The 18411-nt window shown below is 56.7% G+C and carries 15 protein-coding genes; 8 read left to right on the top strand and 7 right to left on the bottom strand.

The annotated features are described in order from the left end of the window. Positions 1 to 127: 127 nt before the first annotated feature. From ACA074_RS14875 to ACA074_RS14860, 4 genes are all read left to right on the top strand, one after another. On the top strand, positions 128 to 1249 hold the full coding sequence (locus ACA074_RS14875; protein WP_497614138.1) for a sugar diacid recognition domain-containing protein: 1122 nt from the start codon (positions 128 to 130) through the stop codon (positions 1247 to 1249). Positions 1250 to 1424: 175 nt separating this feature from the next. Next, complete coding sequence (locus tag ACA074_RS14870; protein WP_401263917.1) at positions 1425 to 2564, top strand: glycerate kinase; 1140 nt, start codon at positions 1425 to 1427, stop codon at positions 2562 to 2564. 217 nt (positions 2565 to 2781) lie between these two features. Beyond that, entirely contained in the window at positions 2782 to 4407 is a 1626-nt protein-coding gene (locus ACA074_RS14865) for a methyl-accepting chemotaxis protein (RefSeq protein WP_187679895.1), read from the top strand. Positions 4408 to 4448: 41 nt separating this feature from the next. Continuing rightward, on the top strand, positions 4449 to 5636 hold the full coding sequence (locus ACA074_RS14860; protein ID WP_401263919.1) for a pyridoxal phosphate-dependent aminotransferase: 1188 nt from the start codon (positions 4449 to 4451) through the stop codon (positions 5634 to 5636). A 71-nt stretch (positions 5637 to 5707) separates the two neighbouring features. Here the strand turns inward: ACA074_RS14860 and ACA074_RS14855 are convergent, their stop codons facing one another. From ACA074_RS14855 to ACA074_RS14835, 5 genes are all read right to left on the bottom strand, one after another. Beyond that, positions 5708 to 6685, bottom strand: a complete 978-nt coding sequence (locus tag ACA074_RS14855) for a 2-hydroxyacid dehydrogenase (RefSeq protein WP_497677242.1) — start codon at positions 6683 to 6685, stop codon at positions 5708 to 5710. Positions 6686 to 6698: 13 nt separating this feature from the next. After that, on the bottom strand, positions 6699 to 7997 hold the full coding sequence (locus ACA074_RS14850; RefSeq protein WP_497677241.1) for an MFS transporter: 1299 nt from the start codon (positions 7995 to 7997) through the stop codon (positions 6699 to 6701). A 55-nt stretch (positions 7998 to 8052) separates the two neighbouring features. Then, on the bottom strand, positions 8053 to 9072 hold the full coding sequence (locus tag ACA074_RS14845; protein ID WP_497677240.1) for a sugar kinase: 1020 nt from the start codon (positions 9070 to 9072) through the stop codon (positions 8053 to 8055). Beyond that, a complete protein-coding gene (locus ACA074_RS14840; RefSeq protein ID WP_497677239.1) occupies positions 9065 to 9847 on the bottom strand; it encodes a sugar phosphate isomerase/epimerase family protein in 783 nt (260 codons plus the stop codon). The genes ACA074_RS14845 and ACA074_RS14840 overlap by 8 nt, the downstream gene beginning before the upstream one ends. A gap of 109 nt (positions 9848 to 9956) precedes the next feature. Continuing rightward, complete coding sequence (locus ACA074_RS14835) at positions 9957 to 10982, bottom strand: LacI family DNA-binding transcriptional regulator (RefSeq protein ID WP_401263928.1); 1026 nt, start codon at positions 10980 to 10982, stop codon at positions 9957 to 9959. Between the two features lie 230 nt (positions 10983 to 11212). Here ACA074_RS14835 and ACA074_RS14830 point away from each other — a divergent pair, with 230 nt between their 5' ends. The 4 genes from ACA074_RS14830 to ACA074_RS14815 all read left to right on the top strand — a co-directional run bounded on the left by ACA074_RS14830 (position 11213) and on the right by ACA074_RS14815 (position 16741). Continuing rightward, positions 11213 to 12037 (top strand): hypothetical protein, encoded by an 825-nt coding sequence (locus ACA074_RS14830; RefSeq protein ID WP_489879534.1) that lies wholly within the window; start codon positions 11213 to 11215, stop codon positions 12035 to 12037. 150 nt (positions 12038 to 12187) lie between these two features. After that, the gene (locus ACA074_RS14825; RefSeq protein ID WP_497677238.1) at positions 12188 to 13138 is read left to right on the top strand and encodes a hypothetical protein; all 951 of its coding nucleotides are present in this window, start codon (positions 12188 to 12190) and stop codon (positions 13136 to 13138) included. Further along, positions 13083 to 14198: a hypothetical protein gene (locus tag ACA074_RS14820; RefSeq protein ID WP_497677237.1), complete on the top strand. Its 1116-nt coding sequence runs from the start codon at positions 13083 to 13085 to the stop codon at positions 14196 to 14198. The genes ACA074_RS14825 and ACA074_RS14820 overlap by 56 nt, the downstream gene beginning before the upstream one ends. A 209-nt stretch (positions 14199 to 14407) precedes the next feature. Next, entirely contained in the window at positions 14408 to 16741 is a 2334-nt protein-coding gene (locus tag ACA074_RS14815) for an autotransporter outer membrane beta-barrel domain-containing protein (RefSeq protein WP_497677236.1), read from the top strand. Between the two features lie 63 nt (positions 16742 to 16804). Here the strand turns inward: ACA074_RS14815 and ACA074_RS14810 are convergent, their stop codons facing one another. Both ACA074_RS14810 and ACA074_RS14805 read right to left on the bottom strand, forming a co-directional pair. Next, the gene (locus ACA074_RS14810) at positions 16805 to 17266 is read right to left on the bottom strand and encodes a hypothetical protein (RefSeq protein ID WP_497677235.1); all 462 of its coding nucleotides are present in this window, start codon (positions 17264 to 17266) and stop codon (positions 16805 to 16807) included. 379 nt (positions 17267 to 17645) lie between these two features. Further along, positions 17646 to 18287, bottom strand: a complete 642-nt coding sequence (locus tag ACA074_RS14805; protein ID WP_497677234.1) for a DUF1345 domain-containing protein — start codon at positions 18285 to 18287, stop codon at positions 17646 to 17648. Positions 18288 to 18411: the final 124 nt, after the last annotated feature.

The raw sequence follows: 18411 nt of genomic DNA, 5'->3' as shown, positions 1-18411 counted from the left end.
ACGTTGATCGCCCTGAGAGTCTCGGCCACCTTTGGCCGGATTGTCTTTGTGCCTGAGCACAGGGTTTGCCGCCAAGCCCTGTGCGCGTGAACAACCGTCCGCCCCGTTTTTAAGGATCTTGCCCACCATGTTCGAACTCGATCACGACCTCGCGCAGGACATCGTCGACCGGGCCATGGCTATTTTGCCGTACAACGTCAACGTCATGGACAGCCAGGGGCTGATCCTCGGCAGCGGCGAACCGGAGCGGATCAACACCCGACATGAAGGCGCGCAACTGGTATTGGCCAACGGTCGGGTGGTCGAAATCGACGCGCCGACAGCCCAGCATTTGAAAGGCGTGCAGCCGGGGATCAACCTGCCGTTGCTGCTCGATCAGCGTCTGATCGGCGTGCTCGGTATCACCGGTGAACCGGAACAACTGCGCACCTATGCCGAACTGGTGCGCATGACGGCGGAAATGTTGGTAGGTCAACGCAATCAGCAGGCCGAGCAGCAATGGCGGCGTCAACGTTGTGATGATCTGCTGGCGCTGCTGTTAAGCGAGGCGGGAGATTCACCACGGCTGGTCGATGAAGCGCAGCAACTCGGTCTCAAACCGCAATTGACGCGGATCCCGTATTTGCTCGAATTGGGGCCGGAACATGGCCCGGGGCAAACCGTCGAGGCGCTGAGTGCCTGGCTGATGTCACGCTATCCGGACAGTTGGTGCGTGAGCTCGGCAAAGTCGTCGCTGCTGTGGTGTCGGCCGGCGAGCCACAACGTCGAGCATGATCGCTTGCTGGAGAAGCTCGACGGCCTGGGCTGGAACGTCCTGCGCATTGCCGTGGGTGGGCAGGCGGACGGGTTGAGCGGGTTGCGTCGTTGTTATCGCCGGGTGGGCGATCTGCTTGCCTATGGCCGCGAGGTATTGCCGCATTCACGTCTGTTGACCCTCAATCGCTATCGCTTGCCGGTGATGCTCTGGCGGCATCGCAACGACGATGCGCTCGATGAACTGCTCAAGCCTCTGCGCAAGGTGATCGCCAAGGACAGCAACGGCCAGTTGCTGGCGACGTTGCGCAGTTGGTGCGATCACGATGGGCAAAGTCAGGCGTGTGCCGATGCACTGGGGATTCATCGCAATAGCCTGCGCTATCGGATGGAAAGGATTGCCGAGATCAGTGGGGTGGATCCGTTGAGGCTGGAAGGGATGTTGGCGCTGTATCTTGGGGTGCAATTGCTGCCGCAGACTGATCCCTCTGCATGAGGTGTTTTTGAAGACGCCATCGCTGGCTTGCCAGCGATGGCGCCGGGACATTCAGCATCCACTCCAGGGCTTTTGTAGAAATGAACAATAAACGCCTGCGCCCATTGTGCAGCGGACCGGCGTCAATGCGCAGACCGACTGGCAGCATGATGAGCATTGGAACTGGAGAATTCGCATGAAGATCGTCATCGCCCCCGATTCGTTCAAGGACAGCCTGAGTGCCCAAGGCGTCGCCGAGGCCATTGCTCTGGGCCTGGCGCAAGTCTGGCCGCAGTCCACACTCATCAAATGCCCGATGGCTGACGGCGGCGAAGGCACGGTCGAATCGATTCTCGCCGCGTGCGAAGGCGAGTTGCGCCGCACCCGCGTGCGTGGCCCGTTGGGTTCAGCGGTTGACGCCGCTTGGGGCTGGTTGCCGCATAACCACACCGCGATCATTGAAATGGCTGAGGCCAGCGGCTTGCAATTGGTGCCGCCGGGGCAGCGCGATGCGTGCATCAGCAGCACCTTCGGCACCGGCGAACTGATTCGCGCAGCGCTGGATGCCGGGGCACAACGGGTAATTCTGGCGATCGGCGGCAGTGCCACCAATGATGGGGGCGCCGGAGCCATGCAGGCGTTGGGGGTGAAGTTGCTGGACGCACAAGGTCAGGCGTTGGTGCCCGGCGGTCTGGCGCTGGCGCAATTGGCACATCTGGACTTGAGCGAACTGGACCTGCGTCTGGCTCAGGTGCGTTTCGATATCGCCGCCGACGTTAACAACCCGTTGTGCGGCCCACACGGTGCCTCGGCGATTTTTGGTCCGCAGAAAGGTGCATCGCCGACACAAGTGCAGCAACTTGATCAAGCGTTGGGGCATTTCGCCGAGCTGAGCGCGCAAGCCTTGGGTAAAGATGTTCGCGACGAGCCCGGCAGCGGTGCGGCGGGTGGCTTGGGTTTTGCCGCCAAGGCATTTCTCGGTGCGCAGTTTCAGGCCGGGGTCGAGGTGGTCGCCGAGTTGGTCGGGTTGGCCGAGGCGATCAAAGGCGCGGATCTGGTGATTACCGGCGAAGGACGGTTCGACGCGCAGACGTTGCGCGGCAAAACCCCGTTCGGCGTGGCGCGGATTGCCAAACAACACAACGTCCCGGTGATTGTCATCGCGGGGACATTGGGCGAGGGTTATCAGGAGCTGTACGCTCATGGCATTGATGCCGCGTTCGCCGTGACCAGCGGGCCGATGACGCTGGAGCAGGCTTGCGCGCAAGCGCCGCTTCTGCTGCGCGAGCGAGCGTGTGACATCGCTCGAGTCTGGCGACTCTCCACCAAACCCTGACCAACCTCCTGCACGGGGCGTGCGCGCGGTGTTTCAATGGTGTAACACACAGAAAAATATTTGCTCTTTACACGCAACCTTCCTAAAGCCTGGCCGATACAGCCAATAGGCGCGCACAAGAATCCCAAAAACAGTGACGCCGGACTGAAGCCCGCCCCCCACGGGTCAGTGATCACGGCATGGACGCTCGTAGTTTCTATCTTCCGAGAGTCCAACTATGTCCTTGCGTAACCTGAATATCGCGCCCCGTGCCTTCCTCGGTTTTGCCTTTATTGCCCTGCTGGTAGTCGTGCTTGGCGTGTTCGCCGTGAACCGCATGACGATCATCCGTCAGGCGTCAGTCGAGATGGACTCGACGCAGTTACCCAGCGTGACCCAGCTTGCCATCGTCACGGAAAACGTCCTGCGTCTGCGCATCCTGTCGTTCCGGGTTCTGGTGAACCGCGACCCGGCCGCCCTGCAAGAAGCACAAACCCGCATCGGCGTTCTGGTGGACAAGGTTCGCAGCGGCCAGGCCAAGTACGCCGCGCTGCCGGCCGGCCCGGAAGAACGCGCGATTTACCAGACGTTCGCGACGACGCTGGACAACTACCTGCAAGCGCAAAACCAGATGCTGGAGCTGTCGCGTCAGGACAAAGTTGACGAGATGCGTACCCTGATCAACACGCGGATCAAGGACGGCACCGACCAGATGGGTGAGCAACTCAACAAGCTCATCGCGATCAACGCTGCCGATGCAAAAACTGCTTCCAATAAGGCTGGCGAACATTACGACAGCGCCATCACCGGTATCGTCATCGTCGCCGTGGTTGCTGCGCTGGCCACCGTGTTGCTGGCGCTCTTGCTGACTCGCAGCATCGTCACGCCGCTGAACCGCGCCGTCGAGGCTGCGCGGACCATTGCCGACGGCAACCTGACCAAACTCATCGAAGTCGACGGCAAGGACGAGCCGGCGCGCCTGCTCGAAGCCCTCGCGGCGATGCAAACCAACCTGCGCAAAACCATTGAGCAGATCGCCGGTTCCGCCACGCAACTGGGCGCCGCCGCCGAAGAGCTCAGCGCGGTGACAGAAGAAGCGTCCCGTGGCCTGCAACAGCAGAACAATGAAATCGAACAAGCCGCCACTGCCGTCAACGAGATGACCGCTGCCGTGGAAGAAGTGGCGCGTAACGCCGTGTCGACCTCCGAAGCCTCCAATCAGTCGACCCACGCCGCCCGTGAAGGCCGCGATCAAGTGGTGAAAACCGTCGACGCGATCCAGACCATGACCCACGACGTGCAGAACACCGCGCAAATGATCGAAGGTCTTGCCACGCAAGGTCGTGACATCGGTAAGGTGCTCGACGTTATCCGCGCCATCGCCGAACAGACCAACCTGCTGGCGCTCAACGCCGCCATTGAAGCGGCCCGTGCCGGTGAGGCCGGACGTGGTTTTGCCGTGGTGGCTGATGAGGTGCGGGCACTGGCCCATCGCACCGCGCAGTCGACTCAAGAGATTGAGAAGATGGTCGCCGGCATCCAGAACGGCACCGGTGAAGCGGTTTCCTCAATGCAGCAAAGCAATCAACGCACCCAGTCCACCCTGGAAATGGCCCGCGCCGCTGGCGTGGCACTGGAGCAGATCACCCAGTCGATCCACCAGATCAACGAACGCAACCTGGTCATCGCCAGCGCTTCCGAAGAGCAGGCGCAGGTGTCGCGCGAGGTTGACCGCAACCTGGTGAACATTCGCGATCTGGCCACGCAATCGGCAGCAGGCGCCAACCAGACCAGCGCAGCAACCCACGAACTGTCGCGTCTGGCGGTCGACTTGAATGCCATGGTGGCGCGTTTCGTGATTTGAGATAGGGTGAAGGCTGGAGACTGCGCAATCAGGAGACGTACATGCGCTATTCAGCCTTGACCCAACGAATCGCCGGCGAGGGAGCAGCGGCCTGGCAGATTCATGACCGAGCGCTGGAGTTACGCGCCGAGGGTGTCGATATTCTGCTGCTGAGCGTCGGTGATCCTGATTTCGACACACCGCTGCCGATTGTCCACGGCGCCATCGACAGCCTGCTGGCGGGCGATACACATTATTCCGACGTGCGCGGTCGCTTGGCCCTGCGCCAGTTGATTGCCGCTCGACATCGCCGACGCAGTGGCCAGGTGGTCGACGCCGACCATGTGATTGTCATGCCCGGCGCACAATGCGCGGTGTATTCAGTGGCGCAATGCCTGCTGGATCCGGGCGATGAAGTGATCGTCGCCGAGCCGATGTACGTCACCTACGAAGGCGTGTTCGGCGCTTGCGGTGCGACCGTGGTGCCAGTGCCGGTGCGTCCGGAAAACGGCTTTCGTGTCGATCCCACGGATGTCGCCGCACGCATCACCCCGAAAACCCGCGCCATGCTGCTCAACAGTCCGAACAATCCCTGCGGCGCGAGCCTGTCGCTGCTGATCTGGCAGGAACTGGCGGCGTTGTGCATTCACCACGACTTGTGGCTGATCAGCGACGAGGTCTATAGCGAGCTGCTTTATGAAGGCGAGCACATCAGCCCGGCGAGTCTGCCGGGCATGGCCGAGCGGACGGCAACGATCAACAGCCTGTCGAAATCCCATGCGATGACCGGCTGGCGTATCGGCTGGATGATCGGGCCAAAATCCTTGGCCGAGCATCTGGTCAATCTGTCATTGAGCATGTTGTTCGGGCTGCCGGACTTTGTGCAGAAAGCGGCGCAGGTGGCGCTGGAAAGCGATTTGCCGGAAGTGACGCAGATGCGCGAGGAATATCGCCTACGGCGGGATCTGGTGTGCGAGCGCTTGCGCGGTTGCCCGGGGTTGCAGCCGATCCGCCCGGATGGCGGGATGTTCGTGATGGTCGATGTGCGCCAGACCGGGCTCGGTGCCCAGGCGTTTGCCGAACGATTGCTGGAAGGTTATGGCGTTTCGGTGCTGGCCGGTGAAGCGTTCGGGCCGAGTGCAGCGGGGCATATTCGCATCGGGTTGGTGGTGGATCGGGTGAAACTGGCAGATGCCTGTGCGCGGATTGCGTTGTGTGCGGCGCAGCTGTTGCAGGCGCGCAGTGCCTGACAATCTTGAACGGCCCGCACAGGCCCCATCGCTGGCTTGCCAGCGATGAGGCCCATTAGGCACAGGAGATCTCAACCCAGCCAGGCATCCCGGTTCACCAGATTCAAAGGCTTCTCCCCAGCCAAAGCCGCCAGCAGATTCTCCACCGCACACCGCGCCATCGCCTCGCGCGTTTCATGCGTCGCCGACCCCATATGCGGCGTCGCCACCACATTGTTGAGCTGCAACAACGGCGAGTCATGATTCAACGGCTCACGCTCGAACACATCCAGCCCTGCCGCGCGAATCCGGTTGTGACGCAGCGCATCGATCATCGCCGCCTCGTCCACCACCTTGCCCCGCGAGATGTTGATGAAGATGCTTTCCGGGCGCATCAACGCAAACTGCTCGGCGCCGATCAGGCCTTCAGTCTGTGCCGTCAGTGGCAAGGTCAGGCAAATGAAATCGGCCTGCTGCAACAGCTCTTCAAGGCTTCGATATTGCGCATCAAATCGATCTTCGACCGCCGGTTTGCGCGACTGGCTGTGGTAAATCACCGGCATGCCGAAGCCGAAATGCCCGCGCTGCGCCAACGCCTCGCCAATCCGGCCCATGCCGATAATCCCTAGCGTCTTGCCATGCACATCGGTGCCGAAATGCGCCGGGCCGATGTTGCGGTGCCACTGGCCGCTGCGCACCATGTTGGCCAGTTCCACCACACGCCGGGCGGCGGCGAGGATCAGCGCGAAACCGGTGTCGGCCGTGGTTTCGGTGAGTACGTCGGGGGTGTTGGTCAGCAGGATCTTGCGGTGGGTCAGGTAGTCGATGTCGTAGTTGTCGACGCCCACTGACACGCTGGCAATGGCCTCCAGTTGCGGCGCCAGATCCAGCAACGCGGCGTCGAGTTTCAAACTGGCACCGAGCAAACCGTGGGCGCGGGGCAGGGCATCGCGCAGTTGCATCAGGCCTTGGGCGTCGAGGCTTTCAATCAGCGTCACGTCAAACTGCGCTTGCAGGCGCGCCATCAGCGCGGGCGAGAGTTTCTTGTACAGCACGACCTGTTTTTTCATCGTAAAAATCTCTTCAGGAATGAGCCGGCACGGGGCGCGTGGCAACGGCTTTGGCGACGACGCGATCACTGGCGCCGGGCTTGAGGAAAATCGTCAGCACCACCGACAGCAGCAACGCGCCGCTCATCAGCAGGTAGGAGGAACCGGGCGAACCGGTGGAGCTGTTCAGGTAACCCACCAGATATGAACCGCCGAACGAACCGAGTGCGCCCATGCTGTTGATCAGCGCCATCGCACCACCGGCGACGTTGGCCGGGAGAATCTCCGGAACGATCGCGAAGAACGGCCCGTAGGGCGCGTACATGCAGGCACCGGCAATCACCAGCAACGTGTACGACCACCAGAAATGCTCCGCGCCCAGTGCGTAGGAGCCGTAGAAAGCAATCGAGGCAATCAGCAGCGGTGGCCAGACGAAGCGTTTGCGTTTTTGCAGTTTGTCCGAGCCCCACGACACGACGAGCATGCCAATCACCGCCGCCAGATACGGCAGCGCCGACAGCCAGCCGGCCTCGATCATGTCCATCTGCGCGCCGGCCTTGAGGATCGACGGCAGCCACAGCACAAAGCCGTAAACGCCAATGCTCCAGCAAAAGAACTGCAACGCCAGAATGATCACCTTCGGCGAGCGAAACGCTTCGGCGTAGTTCTTCACCGCTTTGATCCCGACCTGTTCGGCGGCCAGAGCGCTTTCGAGATCCTGCTTTTCCTGGTCGTTTAGCCACTTGGCCTGGGCTGGACGATCATCGGCCAGACGCCACCAGATAAACGCCCAGAGCACCGCCGGCAGACCTTCGATGATGAACATCCAGCGCCAGCTGAAATGCTGCACCAGATAGCCCGAGACCACCGACATCCACAGCATCGTCACCGGATTACCGAGGATCAGGAAGGTGTTGGCCCGCGAGCGTTCGGCACGGGTGAACCAGTGGCACAGATAGACCAGCATCGCCGGCATCACGGCGGCTTCGACCACGCCGAGCATGAAGCGGATAACGATCAGCCAATAGGCGTTGGAGACCACGCCGGTCAACGTGGCGAGCCCGCCCCAGAGGATCAGGCTGACAAAAATCAGTTTCTTCACGCTGTGCTTTTGCGCGTAGATCGCCCCCGGCACCTGGAAGAAAAAGTAGCCGAGGAAGAACAGCGCACCGAGCAATGAAGACAGGCCCGGGGTGATCATCAAATCTTCGGCCATGCCGGAGGCGGCGGCGAAGCCGTAATTGGCGCGATCGAGATACGCCAGGCTGTAGGTGATAAACACGATCGGCATGATGTACCACCAGCGGCGGGCGGCGAGGGTTGCGGTTTTCATGGTGTTGCTCCTGAGCTTGTTGTTTTTGTCGCAGCAGGTTCAAATTTTTCGCTGACTAGGCTGGCCTCTTCGCGAGCAGGCTCGCTCCCACAAGGGAATGCATTTCAAACGTGGGAGCGAGCCTGCTCGCGAAGGCAGACTCAAATTCAACCGATAACTCCAGGCGGGTGGGCAACCCCTCCATATCCCCGCGACTCTGCACCGCCCGACTGCCAATCCAGTTCGCACGCTGCACCGCCTCGGCAAAACTCTGGTGTTCGAGCAGGGCACTGATCATCCCCACCGCAAAGCCGTCACCGGCACCCACCGTGTCGACGACATGGGCCACTGGCACCCCGGCGACAAAGCCCTGATCCAGATGCGTGCGGTAATAGGCACCCTGTGGGCCAAGTTTGATCGCCACCGCTTCGGCGCCTTGATCGAGATAAAACGCGGCAATGTCCGCCGGATCTTCAAAACCGGTGAGCAAGCGACCTTCGCTCAACCCCGGCAACACCCAATGGGCGAGGGCGGCGAGGCGGTTGATCTCAGTAATCATTTCGCGTTCGCTGGCCCACAGGCTCGGGCGCAGATTGGGGTCGAACGACACGCTGCGCCCGGCATTGCGCATGCGGCTCATCAGCTCGAACGACATTTCCCGCGCTGACGCCGACAGCGCTGGCGGAATGCCCGTGGCATGAAGATGCCGGGCGCTCAGCAGGCTTTCGGTGATTGAGCGTGGTGACAGATGACTGGCCGCCGAGCCGCGACGGAAATATTCGACTTGTGGATCACTGCCATCGTCGGTGCGCGACTTGAACTGGAAACCGGTGGGGTGCGCGGTGTCGACATCGACATGGCTGCAATCGAGACCTTCTTTGGCCAGTGTCTCGACCACGAAGCGACCCAGCGAATCGGCACCCACCCGGCTCAGCCAGGCCACATTGAAGCCGAGCCGCGAAAGGCCGATCGCAACGTTGCTGTCGGCGCCGGCAATGCGTTTATGAAAGTGCTCGACCGTCGCCAGATCACCGCATTGCTCGGCCACCAGCATCGCCATGGTTTCGCCAAACGACAGAATATCGATCTCAGACATGGGCAGGCTCCAGACGCGATTGGCCGAGACGGGCGAGGGCGGCGACGTGTGCTGTGGTCAACTCGACCAGATCATCACCCTGCAACGGATACTCGGCCGCGCGCATAACGCCTTGGGCCATGTGCCGCAAGAGTTGTTCCCACAGATGCAAATCGCTGACAGCAGGTGGCACCGCAACCAGTTTGCCGTCGGCACGCCGGGCCACGGCTTTGCAGTGCACGTAGCCGACGTGGCGACCGAGCAGGCGTGCAGCGCTGGTGGCGGACTGGTCTTGCCACTGCCAGTTCCCGATATCGAACGTCATCTTGATTGGCAGGTTGTGCTGTTCGACGGCGGTGAAGAAACGCTGAAAAGGTTCGATCCGCCCGCCGTGCAGGGTCTGGTCGTTCTCCACCAGCAATTGCACCGGGCTGTTATTGAGCCGTTGCTTGAGGACTGACAGATCACAGTTGTCGGTGAAGTAGCCGAGGGAGACTTTGAGCCACTTCGAACCGAACGCCTCGGCGTGCTGCAGGGCGGTGATCAACTCGGGATTGGGTTGTGCCTGGCCGGCGAGCCACAGTTCGGTCGGTGAGGAATAGATGCTTTGCAATCCAAGCGCGGCGGTGGCGGCACTCAATTGCGCGGGCACTTCACGGGTCAGCAATTCCTCGCGCCACTCGATGCGATCGGCACCGGCGGCGGCTAGCACGTCAATAAAAAAGTCTTGCCCGCGTTGACGCACAAGCTCGGCGCCGTAGCTGGACAGGCTGATGGAAACGGCAGGTTTATTCATTGTTTTTTTACCTCTGAAACCGGTTTCATTTTTGTTCAAAAAAATTTCAGTGAGTGATGTGCTTTTCTTTCGGCCCTCGCGAGCTTGCTCGCGAAGAGGGCCGGCCAATTCACCGCAAATTCCCGAGGGTCGAACCGCGTTCAACCAACACAGGCGCAAAATCCAGCACCCGCGCCTCGCCAGCATCCCCACGCAAGCGCTTGAGCAAACACTCAAACGCCCGCGCACCAATCGCCTCCGTCGGCTGGGCAAGCGCGGTAATCCCGCTGCCCACCAACGGATACCAATCCAGATCATCCAAGGCAATCAGCCCGACATCCTCGAACAGCCGACAGCCGATCTCACGCAATGCGCGAGTGCTGGTCAGCGCTGCCACGCCATTGGCGCAGAACAGTGCCTTTGGCCCATTTGCAGGTTTGTTTAGAAAATTCTGCAGACCAGTCGCCAGCTCATCGCCGGTCTCCAGTACCGCGCCAGTCAACCCGGAGCGCTGCGCAATCTGTGCCTGAAAACTGCTGACCCGCTCGATCCGCGAACTGGTCCCGTCATAGGGCTCGGTCACCAGCAACACATCGCGATAACCGCGCTGTTCAAGATGGGCGAGGGCCATCTCCACTGCCTGCGGGTTGTTCAGCCCGACCATGTCGCTGTCGAGTCCGTCGACTTTGCGGTCCACCAACACCAGCGGCATTTCGCGATGCAGTTCATGCAGTTCGTCACGGTGATGGCCGAGGGTGTTAACGATCAGCCCTTCGATGTTGTACGAACGCAGCAGCGCCAGGTGCTGGCGTTCCTGTTCGTCATCGCGGTCGGTGTTGCACACCACCAGGCTGTAGCCGTGCGCACGGCAGGCGGTTTCCACCCCGTGCATCACGGCAATCGAATAAGGGTTACGGATATCGGCCACCAGCATGCCGATCAGGCGAGTGCGACCGCGTTTAAGGCCACGGGCCATCTGGTTCGGGCGATAGCCGAGTGCGCTGATCGCTTGCTCGATGCGCAAGGCAATGGCGTCGGAGAGCAGGGCGCGGTCATCGCCGATGAAGCGCGACACGCTGGCCTTGGAAACACCGGCGCGTTCGGCGACATCTAGCATGGTGACGCGGCTGCGTTGGGCGGCAGAGAAATCGTTCAAGGGATTGACCTTATTTTTGTAGGAAACGCCTGAAACGGGTTTCAGAAGACACGATAAACCTCACTCCCGTCAACCCACTCTCGCGCAGAATTCCCTCTAACTCCCGACAGACGGTCGCATTACCTGTCAGATATGACAGTAGGCAGTTGGAGTGAATCGGCGCTCAATATCTGAAAGCGTCATTCAACAAGAATATGCGCTGAGACCACCTCACAGAGCGAGAATCCGCGATGCCAGAGCCTAATGAACACGTCACCGCTGCAGGTTTGAAAATTGACGGTGTAAGCGAGAGCGATTCGGAAGGCCGTGTACCTTTGGAGCAACTGATTAATGGGACGATCATCAGAGTTCCCAGGTGGGATCGTTTCCCTGATCGACCCGGACGGTTTTCGATCCTTCATATCTTCTGGAAACAGAACAATGTTGAGAAGGAAATATATACCGAGACATACACCGAAGTAGATGACCAGCCAGAGTTTACTTTTCCATTGACGCCCCAACAAATGAGGGAGGATGGGGTCGCTTTTATCTATTATATCCTTGAAGGCTATGATGGGAACGATGATCCTTCTCCTATAAAGAAGCTGACAATTGATCACGCTTTGGCACCAACTCTTAAGGCGCCCGGCTTTCCGGACGCAAATATATCGGGATATATTGGATGTACTCCTGAATATCCAGACAGTCCGCCTGTTTGGGAGTGCATCAGATTAAAAATTTCGGCGGAACTCGTTTTTCGAGAGTTTGACGAGTTTGTCCTTGAGTGGCAGGGCTTCCCGAATCTCAACATCGAACCGCCCCCGCTAACCCAGTTGTTTCGGTTAACCAAAACATTGAGTTTAACGGACGCGAGAGATGGGTTTTTCTTTGAGATACCTTTTGAGCCCTATGTAAGGCCGATGTTTAACAAGCACTCGGGGGCGGCGCAATACACGATAGTTAGAAATGGTGTGCCGTTTGCAAGGTCTTTTAAAGAATATGTGAAGATAGATCGAACTACCAATGGTGAACCCATTCCCTGCGGTGGATTCCCGTTGGGATATGAAGAAGTTTGAAGTTTTCCTGCGTTTTGCGGTGCCGTTGTGTTTCATAAACAGGTAGCCAGTCGCCCGGTGAGAGTGTTGACGTACTTTTTATGCCGTTTCGTCAAACTTCGTAACATGCCGGGATTGATTTGGCTTGGATGTTTTATTCGGAGAAAAAAGATGACTATCCAAGAGAAAATCGGTAAAGGAAAGAAACTAACAGCCCAAGAAGTGTCAGCGAATTCTCGTTTGGCGTTGCGTACGTCCACCGTTAACGTAGGTATTCTCGCTGATCCACCCGTCATTGTGGGGCAGATTGTAGACAATCTGATTCCAAAATCGATTCTAGACCCAGGACCGATGATTGTCAGATTCGACACTAAAACAATTACGCTTCCTCATGATAACGATGAATGGGAACTTTGGCAGCGCAAAGGACCGTCCGGGACTGAAACGATAGTTGACTCTGATGCTTTTGGGCCTATAGCCACTCGCCCTGAATTTTTAGACATCCCGGTACCTACAGCAGGGCTTGTTGATGATGATGTGACGAAGATTTCGACAACTTATCAATTTCAGTTTACGCATTTCAGAGGTATAGATGGCAATCCGGACGATACCGGGTGGGTGACGGCGGAGATTGATCGCACTGCGCCTGAAGAGGATAAAGCTTCCGGTACTAAGTACAAGCCGGAGGCATTTACCTTCTTGAACTTGCCAGCGCCCAGATTGATTGATGATGAGTGGCTAAAGAATAACTCGCAACTTTCTTTGAGTGTCAATATTAGCTATGAGAATTATCGCTCTGATGATCATATTTTTGTCTATATCGACACAAATTATGGGGCGGGTACAGCTGTCCATAGTCAGCCGCTGACCTCGGCCACTGTGAATATTCCACAAGCCCAACTTCCAAAACTCGATTCACTTTACTTTATCTGGTACGTATTGCGCGATGTAGTGGGTAATGAAAGTGCTCCCGCTCTTTCCGGATCGTTTAATGTTCGGCGCCTTCCGCCCCCTTCTTTGATTCCTTGTGTAATTCCCAAGGGCATTTCGCCGGACGTCATCGACCTTGAAGATATTGAAGGTCCTGTTTTTTGTGAATGTGCCGTATACCACCAATGGTAATGAGAATGACCGCATTACCACATCGGTCACCAATGGTACATTGCCGATCTCACTGGGCACTCAACCCTTGGGCACAGCGCCAAGAACACTTCAGTTCCAGATTACTACCAGTAGATTGTTGGCGCTTTGGGGCAACGCTACAGCGGAAGTTCCGATTACCGCCAATTACAAGTTTTCACGTGGCCTTGAACCGTTGATTGACTCAGTCGATACGGATTCCGCTCTGGACTTTACCTACCGAGGCCCTGTCAATCCGGTCTTCCCTAGTAGGGAAAACCCAAATATGACGAAGGTCACCGTTCTAGGGGATTCTAAAACACCTAATCATATTACTGCGGATGACCGAGGTAAAAATGCGGACATCAGCACACCAATGATTACTGCTCCCGTAGTATGGGTGCCACTAGGGGACGAAACTGCAAAACTCTGGTTCAATGGCAATGCTGTAGATACCCAGTTGCTGACTGCCGGTTCAACAACACCAATAACCTTTTCGATGCTTCCTGATGTTATTGACGCAGCGGGCCCAGGTACAAAAATCGCTTACTGGACGATTGAAGAAACGGGTGGACGCAATGTAATGAAGTCACCTGATACTGAGGTGATTATTGACAATGTTCGGGTTACGCTGCCCCCGCCATCAGTTCGATTGTATAACTTGTTGGTATCATGCCGGTACTTGACTCGCCCCGCTTATGAGTTGCCAGTGACAGTTCCGATTGATCCGACTCATATGCCGACAGGCACGTCCGTAACATTAAAATCGGTAGGCACTGTGGACTCACAAGGCCTCAGAGTAATTCCAGGTACAGAGTTCAGCAAGTCTTACACTATTACCGGCGCTGAAACAGGTGGTGTGTTTATAGAAACTATCCAGCCATATTTGACGAAGTTGAAGCCCATTCAACCGCCAAACAGCTCCGGTCTTCCGAATGGATATATCAAGATCTGGTATGAGGTCACCATTTCTGGTGTGCCGACACCGTCGTTGGACTTCTTTAATGAGGTTTCCTTGCTGAACGATAGCGGAAACTACTGTGAAGGAACGGCAACCAATTAAATCTGACTGAGCATTTACCGGGGGAGCACGCTCTCCCGGTATTTTTCCCATTGCAGTAGGTAAGACTTCCCTGTTGAGTCTCGGATTATTCCTACATACCAGGGTTACGCTTAGTTGTAGTGTGCCGGCGTTAATGAGCGACATATGGTCGCTCACCCATTTCACTTCCTCGTTTCTCCAAGAGCGAAAAAAGCGGAAAACTCTATTATGTGGACAAAAAAAATCTCTCCCGAACGATGATGGCGAGAAGGTGGGCGGATGGGTCCTCGGTATGTCTTTTTTCATTGTTGATGTCTCAGACCGCTAACGCCGGAACATTGGTGGGCGGCACCCAAACGATTACGAATGGCTCCAACGTGGAGGGCTGGACGCTTTCTCAAAACGCCACTTTGAATGTCGATGGAGCTCAAACACTCGCTATCACCGCGTTTCAATCAACGTTGAACGCTGATGGTGCGCAGACCCAACAGATCTCTGTTAACCAGGGGTCGACAGTCAATCTCGTCAACACTACCGTCGTGGGAGGCAACGCACGCGCGGGTCTTGAACTGACCAACAGCACTGCGTCTATCAGTGGCAGTACCATCAGTGGTAATCGGTTAGGTTTGCAGGTGGCGCATTTGGTTGGCTCAACTACGGGGTCGAGTGCAGCGCTATCGGATAGCAATGTCACTGGTGTAACCGGCGGTGCGCGCGTAACGGCTTTCAGCACGCTTGAGTTAGACAATTCGACGCTGGAGGGCACGGGGGCGGGCAGCAATGGCCTCACTTTGCTCAGCGGGACTGCGTCCGCGGTAAACGGCTCACACATTGTCGGCGCGCAAAGCGGCGTGACATTGGGCCTGGAGGGGACGGAATTAACGGCCAGTCAATTGCGACTGGATCAATCGAGTGTCGAAGGCAAAAACGGCTCTGCCATCGTTGTTGACAATGCTGGTAATGCGGTGCCGGTTTCTCGAATTGATATACTCAATGGATCAACACTGACCAGTAGCAATGGAACAATTTTGGACGTGAGGGGCTCGGGCGACGCTGTGTTTAACGTCGAACGCAGTGATCTGACAGGCAATCTCCAAGTGTCGGACAACAGTCGCGCAACATTGAGCTTTACCCAGGCTTCGCTCATTGGAGATGTGAGCGCAGGTACCGGCAGCACAGCAACTATCTCGCTTCAGCAAGGTTCGCAATTGAGTGGTGTAATGAGTAATGTTGCCACAGTTGGCATTGATGCCACCTCCAGATGGAACCTGACAGGTACCAGCCAGGTTGGTGACTTGGTGTTGAGCGGTGGCACGGTGAAACTGGGGGCTGATAACGAATACTTCCAGTTGAACGTTCAAAATCTGTCCGGCAGCGGTTTGTTTGAGATGGGAACCAACTTCACGACAAACCAGACAGATTTTCTGAATGTCACCGGTACGGCCACCGGTGACCATCAATTGCTGATTGCCAGCACCGGCACCGAACCAGCCAGCGGCGAGCCAATTCAGGTTGTCCACACCGAAAGCGGAGATGCCCGATTTTCGTTGGCCAATGCTGAGGGCCAAGTCGATCTTGGGGCATATTCCTATGGACTGAAACAGGGCGGAACCGGCAACGACTGGTTTCTTGACCCTGAGACTCGCACGATAAGTCCTTCCACACGTGCAGTGACGGCACTGTTCAATACGGCTCCCACTGTTTGGTACGGCGAATTGACGTCGTTGCGCAGTCGTATGGGCGAACTTCGATTCAATCCGGACAAATCAGGCGTGTGGCTCAGAGCTTATGGCAACAAGTACAACGTCAACGATGCTTTTGGTGATGGATATCGACAAACCCAGCAAGGTTTTACGCTCGGTGCCGATGCTCCTCTGCATCTGGGTGACGGGCAATGGCTATTGGGTGTGATGGCTGGCCATAGTTCATCAGATCTGAATCTGCATCGTGGCACGTCCGGCACGATTAAAAGTTACTACGTGGGCACATATCTGACGTGGATGGATGACGTAAGTGGCTACTATGTTGACAGCGTGCTTAAACTCAATCGGTTCCAGAACGATGCCAAGGTCGGTATGACTGACGGCAATCGATCCAAAGGCGATTACGACAACACGGGGATCGGTGGTTCTGTGGAAGTGGGTCGACATATCAAACTGGAAGAAGGTTATTTCATTGAACCTTTTACTCAATGGTCCGCCGTAGGTATTCAAGGTAAAGATTACAAGCTGGACAATGGATTGCAGGCTGAAGGTGATCTCACCCGCTCTTTGCTTGGCAAGGTCGGGGTGACCGCTGGGCGTGATGTGCAGTTGAAGGGTGGGACGAAGTTACAACCTTATGTTCGCGGAGCATTCGCCCATGAGTTTTCATCGAACAACAAAGTCGAAGTCAACAATAATGTGTTCAATAATAACCTCTCTGGCTCAAGGGCTGAGGTCGGGGCGGGCATCGCGATTAATCTTTCGGAACGCTGGCAGGCGCACGCGGAAATTGAGTATATGAGTGGTAAAAATATTGAAATGCCAATGGGTGCCACTTTAGGTGTGCAACTCAAATGGTAGTCAACTCTGTCGTGTAATTAGATGTAAAAGGGCCTGGGTCAAATACCGAGGCCCTTTTTTACTTTATCGAACAAGCGCTGGGCTGGAACGACTGAGTATCGTATTGAAGTGAGCTCTACACTGGTACTGTCCGGAGCCATCAGATTTGTCTATGTCGGCGTTGAATGAGCCCTTCAACGTCATTTCTTTAAGATCCAGTGCATATTGGATCGTACCTGTTCTAGCTTGTTGAAGGGTTGGATTGTCAATATCTTCATAGTTATTGTAGAAAAGCGAAACCTCATCATCACCGTCGGTGATTTTGCCGATATTACTTTCAATGTCTTTCGAGAAGGAGATGGTGAATGTTTTTGCACTGTCGTCTCTTCGGTCAGTGGCGATGACAACCCAGATGTCGCCCCGACCCGGGGTTGACGAACTCCTGAGCTCAGTAAGCGTTGCGACAAAGTTTTTTCCATCCTCCAAGTTAGCGCTGAAGGTTTCCTCCAGAGTCGAGGCGCAAGCATTCAAGGCGGTATTGCTCATGATTAAACTCTCCATATTTGTGACAGGGAAGTCCAGGCCGCATCTTTCGATGTGAGTTGCTTGGATGTTTCATATAAGACCAATGCCCTGCTTTTGTACACTGTCAGATATAGCAGCTATACAAGGTGTGGAATATGTGTTGGAGGTTTTAGCGTCGATGGCTGTCTTGTATGGCGAGCAAAGCATTTACACGTAACTTTATAACCAGATGTACTGACGGTCCCATCGTCATTCATATAAAGGCTAATATTGGATTTAAATCTTCAGGGTATGAGGATGTGCATTCGTGCATTTCAGGAGCGCTGATACCGCAGCTGTATGTCAGGGGCATCCAAACGGCGCCGGACTTGCGCGGCTGGCTGGTTGGTCGTGGTGACTGTCAGCCAAACAAACCCGCCGCGATGTTGATTGAAAACCCCAGAATCGCCGTATTGAACACAAAACCGATCAACGATTGCGCCAGCACGATCTTGCGCATGTCCCGTATCGCAACGCCGACATCAGCCGTCTGCACGGCCACGCCGATGGTGAACGAAAAGTACAGAAAGTCCCAGTAGTTAGGCGTTGTCAGACCCTCCGCAAAGCGCAATGCCGGTTCCTTGCCGTCCCAGGTGTAATACAACCTTGCGTAATGCACGCAGAAAATTACCCCGATCAGCAACCATGAGCCGATGACGGTCAATGCGGTGAAACCGTAGTGCATGAGCTTGCGGGTGGTTTCCAGATCCTTGCTGCCGGCCAGTTCGAAGGTGATGGTGGCGAGGCTCGCCAGTGCCGCAATGCACACCACGAACAAAACCAGCCCGGCGTTTTCATCTTCGACTTCGGCAATGCGTTTGACGTCCGGTGCCTTGGCGCGGGCGGTGAGCCAGAACATCAGGATCAGGTACGTCCAGACGCCCGCGTTCCAGCCGATCAGGATTTTGCTGACGATGGAGTCGGCGGGGGCCAGAAGACCTGTGGCGAGACCAAGCAGGGCGGCGGCAGAGAGGCGAGGGTGGGTGCGGGCGAGAAAGCGCATGGAGGCTCACATCAGTGATCGATGCCTGCACCATAGCGCACGCCACCGGGCTTTTGTAGGAGCTGGCGCAGGCTGCGACCTTTTGGCCCTGGGGCGCAGAGCATCCCCAGCGGCGTTCCCACGC

It is taken from the genome of Pseudomonas sp. LBUM1655, from assembly GCF_059716085.1.
The sequence above is the reverse complement of the archived record's forward strand: the minus strand, read 5'-3'. Positions and strand labels throughout refer to the sequence as shown.

Bases quoted from the DNA above. Each gene is read 5' to 3' on its own strand.
- ACA074_RS14875 (WP_497614138.1), top strand. From the start codon at position 128: ATGTTCGAACTCGATCACGACCTCGCGCAGGACATCGTCGACCGGGCC.
- ACA074_RS14870 (WP_401263917.1), top strand. From the start codon at position 1,425: ATGAAGATCGTCATCGCCCCCGATTCGTTCAAGGACAGCCTGAGTGCC.
- ACA074_RS14865 (WP_187679895.1), top strand. From the start codon at position 2,782: ATGTCCTTGCGTAACCTGAATATCGCGCCCCGTGCCTTCCTCGGTTTT.
- ACA074_RS14860 (WP_401263919.1), top strand. From the start codon at position 4,449: ATGCGCTATTCAGCCTTGACCCAACGAATCGCCGGCGAGGGAGCAGCG.
- ACA074_RS14855 (WP_497677242.1), bottom strand. From the start codon at position 6,685: ATGAAAAAACAGGTCGTGCTGTACAAGAAACTCTCGCCCGCGCTGATG.
- ACA074_RS14850 (WP_497677241.1), bottom strand. From the start codon at position 7,997: ATGAAAACCGCAACCCTCGCCGCCCGCCGCTGGTGGTACATCATGCCG.
- ACA074_RS14845 (WP_497677240.1), bottom strand. From the start codon at position 9,072: ATGTCTGAGATCGATATTCTGTCGTTTGGCGAAACCATGGCGATGCTG.
- ACA074_RS14840 (WP_497677239.1), bottom strand. From the start codon at position 9,847: ATGAATAAACCTGCCGTTTCCATCAGCCTGTCCAGCTACGGCGCCGAG.
- ACA074_RS14830 (WP_489879534.1), top strand. From the start codon at position 11,213: ATGCCAGAGCCTAATGAACACGTCACCGCTGCAGGTTTGAAAATTGAC.
- ACA074_RS14825 (WP_497677238.1), top strand. From the start codon at position 12,188: ATGACTATCCAAGAGAAAATCGGTAAAGGAAAGAAACTAACAGCCCAA.
- ACA074_RS14810 (WP_497677235.1), bottom strand. From the start codon at position 17,266: ATGAGCAATACCGCCTTGAATGCTTGCGCCTCGACTCTGGAGGAAACC.
- ACA074_RS14805 (WP_497677234.1), bottom strand. From the start codon at position 18,287: ATGCGCTTTCTCGCCCGCACCCACCCTCGCCTCTCTGCCGCCGCCCTG.